Source organism: Tessaracoccus zhenghani (genome assembly GCF_054552775.1).
The window spans coordinates 201,718-216,976 of record NZ_CM137275.1; the positions used below are offsets into that span (position 1 = coordinate 201,718).

10 protein-coding genes are annotated in these 15,259 nt (G+C 69.9%); 2 read left to right on the forward strand and 8 right to left on the reverse strand.

Annotation, left to right across the window (positions count from 1 at the left end):
• Window position 1 precedes the first annotated feature (1 nt).
• The 4 genes from ACX1DX_RS01055 to ACX1DX_RS01070 form a co-directional block, all read right to left on the reverse strand.
• Complete coding sequence (locus tag ACX1DX_RS01055) at window positions 2–967, reverse strand: hypothetical protein (protein WP_459397376.1); 966 nt, start codon at window positions 965–967, stop codon at window positions 2–4.
• A complete protein-coding gene (locus tag ACX1DX_RS01060) occupies window positions 960–1,451 on the reverse strand; it encodes an RNA polymerase sigma factor (protein ID WP_083665435.1) in 492 nt (163 codons plus the stop codon). Before ACX1DX_RS01060 ends, ACX1DX_RS01055 begins: the two co-directional genes overlap by 8 nt.
• Window positions 1,452–1,530: 79 nt before the next feature.
• Window positions 1,531–4,317, reverse strand: a complete 2,787-nt coding sequence (locus ACX1DX_RS01065) for an FAD-binding and (Fe-S)-binding domain-containing protein (RefSeq protein ID WP_459397377.1) — start codon at window positions 4,315–4,317, stop codon at window positions 1,531–1,533.
• 63 nt (window positions 4,318–4,380) lie between these two features.
• A complete protein-coding gene (locus tag ACX1DX_RS01070; RefSeq protein WP_182764412.1) occupies window positions 4,381–4,836 on the reverse strand; it encodes a MarR family winged helix-turn-helix transcriptional regulator in 456 nt (151 codons plus the stop codon).
• A gap of 109 nt (window positions 4,837–4,945) precedes the next feature.
• Between ACX1DX_RS01070 and ACX1DX_RS01075 the strand changes: the two genes are divergently transcribed.
• Window positions 4,946–6,781: an AMP-dependent synthetase/ligase gene (locus ACX1DX_RS01075; protein ID WP_459397378.1), complete on the forward strand. Its 1,836-nt coding sequence runs from the start codon at window positions 4,946–4,948 to the stop codon at window positions 6,779–6,781.
• Window positions 6,782–6,785: 4 nt separating this feature from the next.
• Complete coding sequence (locus ACX1DX_RS01080) at window positions 6,786–7,643, forward strand: acyl-CoA thioesterase (protein WP_459397379.1); 858 nt, start codon at window positions 6,786–6,788, stop codon at window positions 7,641–7,643.
• A 133-nt stretch (window positions 7,644–7,776) separates the two neighbouring features.
• Here the strand turns inward: ACX1DX_RS01080 and ACX1DX_RS01085 are convergent, their stop codons facing one another.
• The 4 genes from ACX1DX_RS01085 to gnd form a co-directional block, all read right to left on the reverse strand.
• On the reverse strand, window positions 7,777–8,073 hold the full coding sequence (locus tag ACX1DX_RS01085) for a GIY-YIG nuclease family protein (protein ID WP_459397380.1): 297 nt from the start codon (window positions 8,071–8,073) through the stop codon (window positions 7,777–7,779).
• Window positions 8,074–8,238: 165 nt separating this feature from the next.
• The gene (locus ACX1DX_RS01090; RefSeq protein ID WP_459397381.1) at window positions 8,239–9,072 is read right to left on the reverse strand and encodes a DNA-formamidopyrimidine glycosylase family protein; all 834 of its coding nucleotides are present in this window, start codon (window positions 9,070–9,072) and stop codon (window positions 8,239–8,241) included.
• Window positions 9,065–13,630 (reverse strand): DEAD/DEAH box helicase, encoded by a 4,566-nt coding sequence (locus ACX1DX_RS01095; RefSeq protein WP_459397382.1) that lies wholly within the window; start codon window positions 13,628–13,630, stop codon window positions 9,065–9,067. Before ACX1DX_RS01095 ends, ACX1DX_RS01090 begins: the two co-directional genes overlap by 8 nt.
• Window positions 13,630–15,072: an NADP-dependent phosphogluconate dehydrogenase gene (gene gnd, locus ACX1DX_RS01100; protein ID WP_459397383.1), complete on the reverse strand. Its 1,443-nt coding sequence runs from the start codon at window positions 15,070–15,072 to the stop codon at window positions 13,630–13,632. Before gnd ends, ACX1DX_RS01095 begins: the two co-directional genes overlap by 1 nt.
• Window positions 15,073–15,259 lie beyond the last annotated feature (187 nt).

Sequence of the window (15,259 nt, forward strand, 5' to 3'; positions counted from 1 at the left end):
CTCAGGAACCCTCGACCAGCGTCTGGATCGCCTCGGGGATGGCCGCGGGCAACTGGCACTGACCGATGTCCGGATCCTCACCGCTGGGCTCGCAATTGTTGTCCATGCCCTCGAAGGCCGAGGTGAGCAACAACACGCGTTCCCCCGCCTGGACAACGACGGTGTCGATGAAGACGCCGAAGCCCTCCTTCTCCGGATCGGTCAGGATCATGAGACCGGTGACGTAGCTCATCCGGGCCGGAGAGGCGTCCACCGCCGAATCGTCGAACGGTACCTCGTCGGTCTGATCCCGCGTGGTGACCTCCGACGGGGCCCCGAACTTGGGATCAACGTCGGCGCACGTCAGGGAATCAGCCTTCAGCAGGTCGAACCCGGCCGAGGCCTCCTCCGGGGTGGCGTAACCGAGCACCGCGGCGCTGATGTAGGCGGGCCAGTCGCCCTCCCTGCCGTACTCGCGGCTGAGGACGGTGATCGGAGCACCGACCTCACCCGGCACGCACAGCGACGAGACACCGAGCCCTTCGAACTCGTTCTTGATCACGCCGGGGGACTGGTCGAGGAACAGCATCTCCGCCGTGGGCAGGTTCGCATACGAGGGCGGGGCCACCGTCGGGTCCGTGGGCGGCACCACGGGGGAACCCGAGGTCACGGTCTCGGTGGGTTGCGGGATGGGTGAGGGCGACGGCGACTGCGTGGGCACCTCGGTGGCACCGTCGGAGGCCGTGGGGGACGGCGTCTGGGGGATGGCGGTGTTGGCCCACTGGGGGGTGCGCAGCTGGTCGAGCAGCGGGCTCTGCCAGACACCCACACCGGCGGTCAGCACCAGCGCCATGACCCCTGCAGCCACGGACACGTGGCGGGTGGTGCGGCGGCGGCTGCCGCGGCGGCGGATCTCGGACGGGGGAAGCATGTCGACCTTCTTGGCATCGGCGGCCAGGCGGTCCAGCTCAGGAATGCGATCAGGCATGTCGGACCTCCAAGTCAGTGTTGAGAAGACGCGCCAGCGTGGCGCGGCCTCGGGCGAGCCGGGCCTTGACGGTCCCGGTGGGTGAGCCCACCTCGTCGGCCACCTGGGACACGCTCATGTCGCAGAGGTGGTACAGCACGATGGCGCGGCGTTGGTCGTCGGGCAGTTGGTCGAGCGCCCTGTTGATCGCGACCCTGTCCGGGCTCGGCTCGTAGGTGCGCTCCGGTTCGACGGCACGGTCGGCCTGGCGGAATCCCCGGCGGGCCTTACGCCAGCGACTGACGGCCAGGCGGTACGCGGTGGTGCGGATCCAGGCCTCGGGGTTCTGGTCCCAGTCCAGTTTTCTGCGATGGTCCCAGGCGCGGATGAACGCCTCTTGGACGCAGTCCTGCGCCTCGGTCAGATTGCCGCACATCGCGTAGATCTGGCCGACGAGTTTCTGAAACGACCCGGTGTACAACCGGTCGAACTGTGCCTCGTCCATGGCGCCTCCTCTCAGCGTGTTCTGCTGTGAATACGCACGGCCCCTGAGTTCGGTTGCATCAATTCTGGAGCAGCTTCGATCAGTGCGTGGCGAGCAGCTCCGCGAGCGACATCGACGAGCGGCCGGCCATCGACGTGAGCTGCGTCTGGCAGGAGAAGCCGTCGGCAAGCACGATCGCGTCCGGGTGCGCCTCGACGGCGGGGCCCAGATCGTGCTCGAACACCTTGACGCTCACCTCGTGGTGACCGCGTTCGACGCCGAAGTTGCCGGCCAGGCCGCAGCAGCCGCCCACCTGCACCAGGTCGGCGCCGGTCTGCAGCAGGATCGCCTGATCCTTCGCCCAACCGATCACGGAGGCGTGGTGGCAGTGCGGCTGGGCGACGATGGTGTGGCCGCTGAGATCCGGCGGCGTGAAATCCGGGTCTGCCGTGAGGAACTCGGCGAGCGTGAGGACCTTGCCGTTGAGCGCGGCGACGTTCTCGTCCTCGGGGAGCAGCTCAGGGGCGTCGCTGCGCCACACCGCAGTGCAGGACGGTTCCACGCCGACGATGGGCACACCGTCGCGGACGTACCGGGCGAGGACCCCTGCGGCGTTCGTGAGTTGGCGGCGGGCGCCGTCGAGCTGCCCGGTGGAGATCCAGGTGAGGCCGCAGCACGCGGTCTCGTCGAGCACCTCGGGCTCGTAGCCGAGGCGGACGAGGACCTGCACCATGGCGGCGAAGGAGGTGGATTCGAAGCAGTCCGAGAACGAGTCCACCCAGATGAGCACGCGGCCCTTGGCGCCTTCGGCGGCGCCCAGGCTCAGTGAACCGCGGGCGGTCTTCGAAGCGAAGCGGGGGATCTGGCGGCGGCCGTCGACGCCGGCGGCGAACTTCAGGAGGCGGCCCAGCACGGGCGCCCCGCCGACGAGGTTGACCAGCCTGCCCAGGCCGGGGACGCGGGTGATGAGGCGACCCCAGCGCGGCAGCCAACCCAGCGCGTAGTGCGCCCGGGGACGGAGGCGACCCTTGTAGGTCTCGTGGATCACGCGCGCCTTGTACGCCGCCATGTCGACGCCGGTGGGGCAGTCGCGCGCGCAGCCCTTGCAGCTGAGGCAGAGGTCGAGCGCGGCGTGCACCTCGGGGGAGCGCCACCCGCCGGTGATCAGGGAGCCGTTGACCATCTCCTGGAGCGCGCGCGCCCGGCCGCGCGTCGAGTCCTTCTCGTTGCGGGTGGCCTGGTAGCTGGGGCACATCACGCCGCCGGCCGCCGTCGAGTTCGCCAGGCACTTGCCCACGCCGGAGCACTGGTGCACGGCCTCGACGAAATCTGCATCGCTCAGCGACAACGGCGACCTGCTGGCCGCCACCATCCGCAGATCCGCCTCGATGGGGGCGGGATCGACGAGGACGCCGGGGTTGAGCAGGCCCTTCGGGTCGAAGACGTTCTTGATCTGGCGGAACAGGCCGAGCGCCTCGGGGGAGTACATGTGGTGCAGCAGGGCGGAGCGGGCGCGGCCGTCGCCGTGTTCGCCGGACATGGAGCCACCGAAGGCCGCCACCAGTTGCGCGGCCTCCTCGACGAAGGCCTTGTAGCGCTCGGCGCCATCCGGCTCCGTGAGCGGGAAGTCGATCCGGCAGTGCACGCACCCGTCGCCGAAGTGGCCGTACGGCAGCCCGTGCAGGTTGTACCGGCCGAGGAGTTCGTCGAAGCGACGCAGGTACTCGCCCAGGTGTTGCGGCGGGACGGCCGCGTCCTCCCAGCCGCCGTAGGCGGGCTTCTCGAGGCTCACGCCGGCCAGGCCGGCGCCGTCGGCACGGATCTTCCAGAGGCTGTTGGCTCGGGCGGGGTCGTCGACGACCCAGCCCTCCGTCGCGGCGGATCCGGCGACGACGGCGTGGGCGCGCTCCAGCACCTCGGCGCGGTCGTCGCCGACGAGTTCGAGGAACATCCAGCCGTCGCCGGCAGGCAGTTCGCCCACGGCCTCCGGCCCGTTCTTCGCGATGACCACGTCGACGATGCGCCTGTCGATGCCCTCGCACGCGGTGGGCTTGAAGCGCAGCAGGTTGGCGATGTCGTCGCCGGCGTCCGGCATGGTGGGGTAGCCCAGCGCCACCATGACGCTGACCGGGGCGTCGGTGACCAGCCGCACGGTGGCGCGCACGATCACGCCCAGCGTGCCCTCGGTGCCGGCGAAGAACTTGGGCAGGTCGAACTTCTTCTCCGGGAGGAGGTGTTCCAGCGAGTAGCCGGAGACCTGGCGGATGAACGTGCCGAACTCCGTGCGGATCACGCCCAGGTTGGCGGCGACGAGCGTGCGGAGCTCAGGCACGTCGTCGACGCCGAGCGTCAGTAGCTCGCCGGTGCCGGTGATGATGTCGAGTGAGACGACATTGTCGGACATACGGCCGTAGCCCAGGGCTCGGGGGCCGCAGGCGTTGTTGCCGATCATGCCGCCGACGGTGCAGCGGCTGGAGGTCGACGGATCCGGCCCGAGCCGCAGGCCGTAGGGGCGCGCGGCGATCTGGAGCTGATCCTGCACCACCCCCGGATCGATGACGGCGGTGCCGGCGACGGGGTCGATGGAGTGGATCGTGTGGAGGTGCTTCGCCACGTCGATCACCAGCCCCGGCCCGACGGCGTTGCCCGCGCAGGACGTACCCGCGCCGCGGGCGGTGATGGGGGTGTCGGTGGCCAGGCAGGCGCGCACGAGGGCGATCAGCTCATCGGAGGTGCGCGGGTGGGCGACGGCCAGCGGCTCGACGCGGTACAGCGAGGCATCCGAGGAGTAGAGCGCGCGCGTCAGCGAGGAGGTGTCGACGATGCCGGCGAGCTCACCCAGCTCACTCAGGAGCCGGGCGTGGGGGGCAGCGGTGTCGACGGTCACCCCCCTAGTTTCGTGCGTCGGGAGGAGAATGTCGAAAGGTATCCACCGACGCCGCCCGGCGGGTCAGTCCGTGACGGCGAGTGCTGACTGCATCGCGCGGCCAAGGGCCGCGTAATCCTCAGGGTTGATGGCGTCGACGAAGACCCGGCGCACCGAATCCACGTGGTGCGGCGCTGCCCGCTTGAGGAGGTCGAAGCCCTCTTCGGTCATGGTGGCCTGCACGCCGCGGCCGTCGGAATCGCACGAATTGCGCGAGACCAGGCCCATCCGCTCCATCCGCTTGACGGTGTGCGTCAACCGGGAACGGGAGTGGCCCACCGAGGAGGCGAGCTCGCCCATGCGCAGCGTGTGGTTGGGGGACTCGCTGAGCCGTACCAACACCTCATATTCGGGCAGCGAGAGGTTAAACTGGCTCAGCGCCTCGTCGAGGTACTCATTGATATGCGTGTTGGCCAGGAGGTAGCTCCGCCAGACACGTTGCTGGCTCTCCGTGAGCCAGCCTGCAACTGGTTCTGTCATGTGACCAGGATAGCACAATGGTTGAGGATTCAAGTAGTTGGTCCGCCAAATCCCTAGCCGACGCCGCGGCGGCACGTTAACCTAGCCTGCAACCGTTGAAAGGGACCCCATGGGACTTCGTGAAGAGATCATGTCGCGCTCGGCCGATTCTGTCGGCGCAATGCTGCGGCGGCGTGTGGCGGAGACGCCCAACAAGCTGGCGTTCATGTACCCCGACGGCAAGGCGGAGGGCCCCAACACCTGGAGCGGCCTCACCTGGCGCGAATCCAACGAGATCATCGAGAAGCTCGGCGCCGGGCTCCTCGCGCGCGGCGTGAAGTACGAGGACCGCGTGGCCATCTGCTCCAGCACCCGCGTCGAATGGATCTTCCTTGACCTCGCCATCGCGGTCGCGGCAGGAGCCACCACGACGGTGTACCCCAACACGGGCCCTGACGACGTGCACTACATCGTCAGCGACTCCGGCTCCAGCGTCTTCGTGGCGGAGAACGCCGAACAGTTGGCCAAGGTGCAGGACACCTCTGACTTCGATCAGCAGATCCACACCATCGTCGTGATCGACGGCACCGGCGTCACCTTCGACGACCGCATCATCTCCTACGACAAGCTGATGGAACTGGGCGAGGCCCACCTCAAGGAGAACCCCGACGCGCTGGACGAATCCATCGCCTCCACGAACCACGACTCGCTCTCCACGCTGATCTACACCTCCGGCACCACCGGCCGCCCCAAGGGCGTGCGGCTCAACCACCTGTCCTGGGTGTACGAGGGGGCCGCCACCAAGTACCTCGAGATCATCGGCCCTGACGAACTGCAGTTCCTGTGGTTGCCGCTCAGCCACGTCTTCGGCAAGGCGCTGATCGCCGCGCAGCTGGACTATGGCTTCGCGTCAGCGGTCGACGGCCGGATCGACAAGATCGTCCAGGGCCTGGGAGAGGTGCACCCCACCTTCATGTGTGGCGCGCCGCGCATCTTCGAGAAGGTGCGCGCCGCCGTCCTCACCAGCAGCACCGGCGTCAAGGGGAAGATCGCGCGCTGGGCGTTCTCCGTGGGCTACCGCTCCATCGACGACCGGCTCGCCGGCCGGCCGCTCAAGGGTGCGCTCGCGGTGCAGTACAAGATCGCCGACAAGCTGGTGTTCTCCAAGCTGAAGGAACGCCTCGGCGGCCAGATGAAGTTCATGATCTCGGGCTCCGCGAAGCTCAGCCCTCAGATCCAGAAGTGGTTCTACGGCGCTGGCATCCTCATCGTCGAGGGCTACGGCGCGACGGAGACCAGCGCCATCGCCGCCGTCGACCTGCCGGCGGACCCGCACTTCGGCACCGTCGGTGCCATCGTCCCGGGCGTCGAGAGCAAGCTGGCCGAGGACGGCGAACTGCTGTTGCGCGGCCCCATCATCACGCCCGGCTACCACAACCTGCCGGACCAGACCGCTGAGGCGATCGACGACGACGGCTGGTACCACACCGGCGACATCGCCGAGATCGCCCCCACCGGCCACGTCAAGATCACGGACCGCAAGAAGGACCTGTTCAAGACCTCCGGCGGCAAGTTCGTGGCTCCGCAGAAGGTGGAGGGCGCCATCCAGGCGAACATCCCCTACGTGTCGCAGTCCATCGCGGTGGGCGAGGGGCGCAAGTACGTGGCCGCCCTCATCGTGCTGGACCCGGTGATGCTGCAGAAGTGGGCCGACAAGCGCGATCTCGGGAACCTCAGCTACGCCGAGCAGTCGCAGCGGCCCGAGATCAGGGCCTCCATCGAGAAGTGGATGGGCCGGGTCAACGAGCGGCTCGAGAAGTGGGAGATGGTGAAGCAGTTCGCCATCCTGGACCACGAGCTCACCGTCGAGAACGCCGGCGTCACGGCCAACATGAAGGTGCGCCGCGGTGCGGTCACCGACAAGTACGCCGATGTCGTCGACACGCTGTACCCGCGGGAGGACTGACCCCTTGTTCCGCTGGAAGTGCCCTCTGCGCTGGTCGGACATGGACGCGCAGGGGCACATCAACAATGCCGTGATGGTCGACTACCTGCAGGAGGCGCGCGTCGTCTTCCTGCGCGGCGGGGCCGCGTCGGCGTTACTCGACGAGGGCATCGTCGTGGTCAGCCACCAGGTGGAGTACCGCAGGCCCCTCCATTACGACGGCGCTGAGGTGGTCGTCGAACTGGGGGTGTCGCGGCTGGGGGCCTCGCGGGTGGAGCTGGCCTATGAGGTGTCCCAGGGCGGTGAGGCCGCGCTGGTGGCGCGCACGATGCTGTGCGCCTTCAGCTTCGACGAGCAACAGCCCATCCGGTTGAAGCCCGAGTATCGCGAGTTCTTCGACACCCACCGCAGGGAGGTGGAGCCGCTGCGCGACCTGAGGGCTCCGGCGCTGGAGGGCGCCGGGACCCCGGTGTCGCTGCCGGTGCGGTGGACGGATCTGGACAGCTACGGGCACGTGAACAACGCGAAGGTCTACGACTACCTGCAGCAGGCGCGCATCGAGGCCACCACGCAGTGGGATCCGACGTTGGCCCGGGCCGGCTCGGAAGGCGCGGAGCACATGTGGCTCGTCGCCCGGCAGGACGTCGACTACCTGGCGCAGCTGGAGCACCGGTTGGAGCCGTACGAGGTGCGCGTGGCCCCGGTGCACCTGGGCTCGTCGTCGATCGTCCTGGCCTCCGAGATCGTCGACCCGGCCACGGGCACGGTGCACAACCGGGCGCGGACCATCCTGGTGATCGCCGACATGGACCATCGGAAGACGGAGCTGCCGGAGTCGCTGCGGGCCACGCTGGCCGAGCACCTCGTCGCTCCCGCTGGATGAGCCGCGAGTCGCTGGTTGAGCCGCGAGCGCTGCGAGTTCACGCTGGTTGAGCCGCGAGCTCTGCGAGCGTGTCGAAACCCGGTGAGCTGACCGACAACCCGAATGAAGGCCCCCGGCCGGAACGCCGCTGAGGTCACCCGTCCTGAGACGGGCGATACCCGCGTTTCGACAGCCGGGGGAGGTCTGACAAACGCCCCTCGATGAGTGCCAGCCGTTTGGCGCGGCTCCAACCCTGCACCCGCTTCTCGAGAACATAGGCTTCCTCGATGGAGTCCATCTCCTCCATCCAACGGAGCTGCACGGGTCGCCTCCTCGCGGTGTACTTGGCTCCCTTCCCGTCGTTGTGCTGTGAAAGGCGGGCATCGATGTCGAACGTCGAGCCCACGTAGAACGATCCGTCGCTGCATTCCAGGATGTACACGAATGGCATGGGTCGAGCTTCCATGCTGCAGTGGGTCACACGGTAGGGCTGTGGACAACGACGGTGGTGGTCGGGGTGGTCGTGGACGCTTGGGGGTTTCGACACGCTCGCAGGGCTCGCGGCTCAACCAGCGTTGCGGCTCAACCAGCGTTGCGGCTCAACCAGCGTTGCGGCTCAACCGGCGGTGGGCTGGCAGGTGGGGCACCACCAGATGACGCGCTGCTGGTCCGCATCTGCGTCGGCGACGGACCTGCCGCCGCCCAGTTCCGACGCCTCGATCAGCGTGCCGCATCGGCGACACGGGCGGTGCCTGCGCCCGAACACGAACGTGTTCTCTCCTCGCCGGTGGATCCCGGTGAATGTCCGGACGGGGTTCGTGAGGTTCCCGCGCATCAGTTTCGCGGCCAGGTCGACGACGGCGGGGACGTCGCACAGGGCCACCGATGTCGTCGGGTGGAGGCCCTGCAGGAAGCAGACTTCGACGCGGTACTCGTTGCCGAGGCCCGCCAGGTTGCGTTGGTCCAGCAGCGCCTCGCCGATGGTCTGCTCGCGGCGCGACGACACCCGGCGGATCGCCTCGTCGCGGCCGGTCGGCGACCAGCGGCCCGGGCCCACCCAGTCGTCGGCCAACACGTCGGGGCCCAGATGGGCCGTGCGGCGCTCGTACTCGTCCGCCGGCCACAACTCGACGACCCCCAGCCAGTGCCCGACCAGTTCCACCCCGCCGTCGACGCGGATCACCAACCGGGCCGTGTGCGCCGGGGCCGACCACCGGTCGCCGACGGCGTGGATGCGCCACGTGCCGTCCATCCGCAGGTGCGTGTGGAGGATGCGGTCGTCGCACAGCCAGTAGAGGTGCTTGCCGTACGGCCAGATGCGCCGGATCGTCGTGCCCACCAGCGTTGCCGTCGCGTGCTGCGGCACGCGGAAGTCGCTGTGCTCGATCACCCGGCCGACGAGGGGCTGGAGCCGCTGCGCCAGCCGCCAGACGGTGTCGCCCTCAGGCACGGGGCGCCTCCACCGTGATGCCCTTCGGTGTGATGCGCGCCCCCGCGGCGAGCAGCGTCTGCTCCAGGCCGGAGGCGCCGACGCGTTCGCCGTCGACCTCTTCGATCCGCAGCCGCGACATGCGGCCCTCTGCCATGGCCTGCTGCAGGGCGCGGACCACCAGGGTGGCGCGCTGCTCGCGTTGTTCGGGCCCGGCGAACAGGGTGAGGATGCGGCCGCCGCGGGTCAGGTGCGCGAGGCAGGCGCCGTCGGCCAGGACGACGAGCGCGCCCGCCGCTCGCGACGGGTGCGCCGTCGGGTGGCTCGGCCACGGGAGGATCGAGCCGTACGGGTTGGCCGGGTCGAGGGCGGCCAAGACGAAGGGGGTGCGTCCTTCGACCTGCCCGGCGCTCCGCGCTGGGGCAGGCTCAGGAACCGAGTGGGAGCGGAGCTGTTCGATCAGGTCCGGCGTACTGAACTGGGCACCGCCCAAACCCTCGACGAGGTAGCCGCGCAGCATCTTCCCGGACTCCTCGAGCTTCGACAGCAGCCGGTAGGCCGCCGCGAACCCGCCGGGCGTGCCGTCGGCGGTGACCCCACCGCGGGTGATGACGCCGAACCGCTCGAGCCACGACGACGCCAGCGCGAGCGCCGCCTCGGCCGGGGTGGGCTGCGGGTCGCGCACCCGGTACCAGCGGCCGGCGGCCTGCGGCGGGGTGAGCGAGCCCTGCCCACTGAGCAGCGCGCGCGAGGGACGAGGGAGCCTGGCCCGCCGTCGAGGGGAAGGGCGGGAGGCCTTGTGCGCACCGCGCGACGTGCCGCCGACCCGTGCCCGGACAGGGGCCATCGACGACGGCGCCACCGCGCCCTCCTCCGCCGCGTGCCAGAGCGCGTCCGCGAGTTCCACGGCGGACTCAGAGCCGTGGATCGACGCGAACGTACCGTCACCCTCCGCGAGCCGGGCGGCCACGGCGAGCGCCTCCTCCGAGGGCGGCTGATCCGGTGGCCCGAGCAGGTCGAGGTCGTCCGCCGGGACCAAAGCCACCAGCGGGTCGTTCGGCCCCGCGGAGCCACGCAGACGAACCACCACCTCGCCCTCGGCGAGCAGCGCGTCGAGGTGCGCTGCCTGGTAACCCGCCAGACGGGCTGGCAGCACGTGGGTTTCCCAGGCGCTGGCGGGGAGCGCCGCTCCGGCGAGCCGTTGCAGGGCGAGCAGCACCTCGTCGGGGCTGGACACGGGCCTGTCGTCGACGTGGTGTGATGCCGCCAGGAAGCGCGCGAAGCCCTCCTGAGAGACGGGCTGCAGCTCCGATCGCGCCTTGTAGAGCGAGCGGCTACGTAGCCGGCGGAGCACCTCCGGGTCCACGAATTGGGGCTCTGTGGCGGTGAACCGCCCGGCCACCAGGCGCTTTGCCACCCGCTCCCGCTCCACCACCAACCCGACGGTGGCCACCCCCAGGCCGAACGCGTCGGCCACCTCCTGCGCACTGAAAGGACCGTGGGTACGCGCGTAGCGGGCGATGAGCTGGGTCAGCGGGTCGCGGCCCTCCACCTGAGGCGCGGCGTGCCCGGCGGGTACCGGGATCCCGAGAGCGTCGCGCAGCAGGGCCAGATCCGAGACCGCCACCAGGTGCGGGCGCCCTGCCAGATTGAGCACCACCACCTCGTTGAGCCGCTCCGCCACGGTGGCGACGGAGGCAGCCCACCACTCAGGCGACACCTTCCCCTCGAGCTCGACGATGGGAACCGGCCCCAGTTCCCGCGGCAGCGCGGCCACCGCGTCGTCGTGGCCCGCCCGTCGGTTCGACGCGGTGCGCTGCAGCTCGGCGACCACCTCGGCCACGACTTCCGGGTCGAGCACCTCGCGCAGGTCCAGCGTTCCGAGCGCGGCGGCGAGGAGTTCCGGGTCCATGGCGAGCAGCGCGGCGCGGCGCTCCGCGAGCGGCGCGTCGCCGTCGTAGATGAACGCGCCCGGGTAGCGGAACAGGAGCGTGGCCGCGAACGGGCTGGGTTGATCGGTGACCACCTCCACGAGCCGCACCGCGCCGGAGCGCAGCCCGCGCATGAGCTCGACGAGGCCGGGCAGGTCGTAGGCGTCCTGCGTGACCTCGCGCACCGTCTCGATGATGATGGGGAACCTCGGGTGGTGCCTGGCCACCTCCAGGAGTTGGGCCGAGCGCTGCCGCTGCTGCCAGAGCGGCGCGCGCCGGCCCGGGTTGGGCCGGGGGAGGAGCAGCGCCCGGGCGGCGCACTCGCGGAAGCGGGCTGCGAACAGGGCCGTGCCGCCCACCTGCTCGACGACGATGCGGCCCACGTCGTCGGGGTCGGTCAGGAGCAGTTCGGGGAGGCGCTCGACCAGATCCGAATCAGGCAGACGCAGCACGATGCCGTCGTCGCCGGCCACGGGCACCACGTCGATGCTGACCTCCCGCGACAGCGCGTCCGCGATGATCAGCGACCATGCCCCCAGCACCCGTCGGCCGAGCGGCGAGTGGACCACCACGCGCCAGTCGCCCAACTCGTCGCGGAACCGCTCCAGCACGACGGTGTGCTCGTCCGGCACCGACCCCGTCGCCGTGCGCTGCTCAGCCAGGTAGCGCTCCAGGTTGCGGCGGGTGTTCCTGTCCAGGAAGGGGCGGTCCAGCCGTTCCGGATTGCGCGAGGCCTCCCGCTGGAGGCGGCCGATGTTCCTGCCCAGCTCCGCGGGCCGCCCCTCGTCCTCGCCGCGCCAGAACGGCAACCGGCCGGTGTTCCCCGGGGCCGGCGTGACGAGCACCCGGTCGCGCGTGATCTCCTCCACGCGCCAGGACGACGCGCCCAGCGTGAAGACGTCGCCCACCCGTGATTCGTGGACCATCTCCTCGTCGAGTTCACCCACCCGCCGGGCACCCGCCTCCTCACCGGCGAGGAACACGCCGAACATCCCCCTGTCCGGGATGGTGCCGCCCGAGGTGGCGGCCACCCGCAGCGCGCCCGGCCTGGGGTAGAGCCGGTTGTCCTCGCCCATTGCCAACCTGGCGCGCAGGTTGCCGAAGTCGGCTGAGGGGTAGGCGCCCGTGAGCAGTTCCACGACGGAATCCAGCAGGGACCGGTCCAGATCCGAGTAGGGCCGCGAGCGCGTGACGGCGGCGAACCACCCGTCGACGTCCAGCCCCTCGTCGCCCTCTGCGGCCGTTGCGGCGACCGTCTGCTGGGCCAGCACGTCCAGCGGGTGCTGCGGGATGTGGAGCTCCTCGATGTCGCCGGCCAGCATCCGCTCCGTCGTGACGACGGCCGAGGCGAGGTCGCCCCTGTGCAACGGGAAGACCTGGCCCACGGACGTGGCTCCCACCACGTGCCCTGCGCGCCCGATGCGCTGCAGGGCGCTGGCCACCGACGGGGGAGAGGCTACCTGGAGGACCCGGTCCACCGCCCCCATGTCGATGCCGAGTTCGAGCGAACTGGTGGCCACGACGCACTTGAGTTCGCCTGATTTCAGGGCGCCCTCGATCTCGGCGCGCTGCTCCTTGCTGACCGAGCCGTGGTGGGCGCGGGCGATGACCAGCGGCGCGCCCCGGACCGTGTCCACGGGAGCCATCACCTGGGCGGGTGGGCGCGCAGGGATGGGCGGGAGCGTGTCGGGGTCGTTCTCCTCGGCCCACATCTCGTTGAGCCGGCCGGTGATGCGCTCGGCCGAGCGGCGGCCGTTGGTGAAGATCAGGGTGGAGCGGCCCTGTATGACGGCGTCGTAAAGTTCCCGCTCCACATGCGGCCAGATCGAGCCGTTCGTGGCCGGGCCGCCGCGCAGCAGGTCCAACAGGTCTCCTGCGGTGCCGTCGCCTGCGGCGGGATCCGGGATGTCGGCGAGGTCCTCCACCGCGGTGCGCACGGTCACGTCCCACGACTTGTGGGCTGGCGGGGCCACCACCGTGACGGCCCTGTCGCCGCCGAGGAACGAGGCGACCTGCTCGATGGGGCGCACGGTGGCCGACAACGCCACGCGTTGGACGTCGCGTCCCACCAGCATGTCCAGCCGTTCGAGGGACAGGGCCAGGTGGGAGCCGCGCTTCGTGCCCGCCACGGCGTGGATCTCGTCCACGATCACGGTCTCGACGGACGTCAGCGTGCGCCGGGCCGAACTCGTCAGCATGAGGTACAGCGACTCCGGCGTGGTGATCAGGATGTCGGGTGGCCGCCGGATGAGGGCGGCGCGCTCCCGCTGCGGCGTGTCGCCGGAGCGCACGCCCACCGACACCTCGCTCCACGGGACGCCGAGGCGCTCAGCGGCCAATCGGGTGCCGGTGAGCGGCGCGCGCAGGTTGCGCTCAATGTCCACGCCCAGCGCCTTGAGCGGCGAGACGTACACGACGGTGGTCCCGGCCGTCGGGAGCCTCTCGGGCCGCGTCGCCAGGCCGTCGATGGCAGAGAGGAAGGCCGACAGCGTCTTGCCCGAGCCGGTAGGCGCGACGACGAGCGCATGCTCGCCCCGCTCGATCGCCGTCCAGGCCTCGGCCTGGACGGCGGTGGGGGCCGAAAACACGCTGGCGAACCACTCGCGCGTGGGTGCGGAGAAGTTCGCCAGCGGGTCAGGTGCGTTCATCAGCCAGCGGTGTCCGCGGGCTCCTCGGTGCCGTCGGTGCTCCAGTTGATGTGGAAGGCGCCCTCGGCATCGATGCGACGGTAGGTGTGGGCACCGAAGTAGTCGCGCAGGCCCTGGGTGAGAGCCGCGTTGAGACGGGGTGCGCGCGCCTGGTCGTAGTGCGCCAGGGCTGCCGCGAAGCCGGGAACGGGGACGCCGGCCTTGACGGCCACCGACACCACCTCGCGCCACGCGTCCTGCGAGCCGGCCAGGCCCTCAGCCACGGAGGGCGCCTCGAGCAGCGTGGCGAGCTTCCTGTCCGCGTACTCCGAGCGGATGCGCTCGAGCAGCTTCGCCCGGATGATGCAGCCGGCGCGCCAGATCTTGGCCACCTCGCCGACGTTGATGTCCCAGCCGTATTCGGCCCCGGCCATGCGGATCTCGTCGAGACCCTGCGCGTAGGCGACCACCTTGGAGGCCCACAGCGCCTGACGGATCTGCTCGACGAACGCCTCGCGATCCGCCACCTGGATCTTCGCGTCGGGACCCTGTAACGCGGCCTGCGCCGCCTGGCGCAGTTCGGGCGCCGACGAGATCGCGCGGGCGAAGACGGACTCGGCAATGGTGTTGACCGGGGTGCCCAGGTTGAGGGCCGACTGCACCGTCCAGGTGCCGGTGCCCTTCATGCCGGCGGCGTCGACGATCACCTCGACGAGGGGGCGGCCGGTGCGGGGATCCTTCTTGCGCAGAACCTCTGCGGTGATCTCGATGAGGTAGGAGTCCAGGTCGCCGGTGTTCCAGGTGGCGAACACGTCCGCCATCTCGTCGTGCGAGAACCCCACGGCCTTCAGGAGTTCGTACGCCTCGCCGATGAACTGCATGTCGGCGTACTCGATGCCGTTGTGCACCATCTTCACGAAGTGGCCCGCGCCATCCGGCCCGATGTAGGTGCAGCAGGGTTCGCCGTCGACCTTGGCGGAGATGGATTCGAGGATGGGCCCGAGCGCTTCGTAGGACTCCGGGGAGCCGCCGGGCATGATCGAGGGCCCTTCCAGCGCGCCCACCTCGCCACCGGAGATGCCGGCGCCGACGAAGTGGAGGCCGAGGTCACGCAGCTTGAGCTCACGCCTGCGGGTGTCCTCGAAGTGTGCGTTGCCGCCGTCGACGACGATGTCGCCCTCGTCGAGCAGCGGGACCAGCAGGTCGATGGTGGAATCCGTGGGGGCGCCGGCCTTGATCATCAGGATCATGCGGCGGGGGCGCTCGATCGAGGCGACGAAATCTGCCAGCTCGACGGCGGGGACGAAGTCACCCTCATGGCCGTGTTCGGCCACCAGTTCGTTGGTCTTGTTGGGGCTGCGGTTCCACACGGCCACACGATGGCCGTTGCGTGCCAGGTTCCGGGCCAGGTTCGAGCCCATCACCGCCATTCCGATGACGCCGACGGCTGCCAGATTGCTCATGGAAGTTCTCCTCACGTTCGTTCCCCTCGAGCCTAGTGGGGCGGGGCGAATAGGAGGAGCCCGGGAGCTGGCGCGGCGCCAAAGAACTCCAGATAATTCTTGACGTCAAGATGTCTTTGTGTCACTCTGCGGCCGCTCACGCTCACCCGTGCGAGCTTGATCACGGAATGATTAGGGATCGCTCACC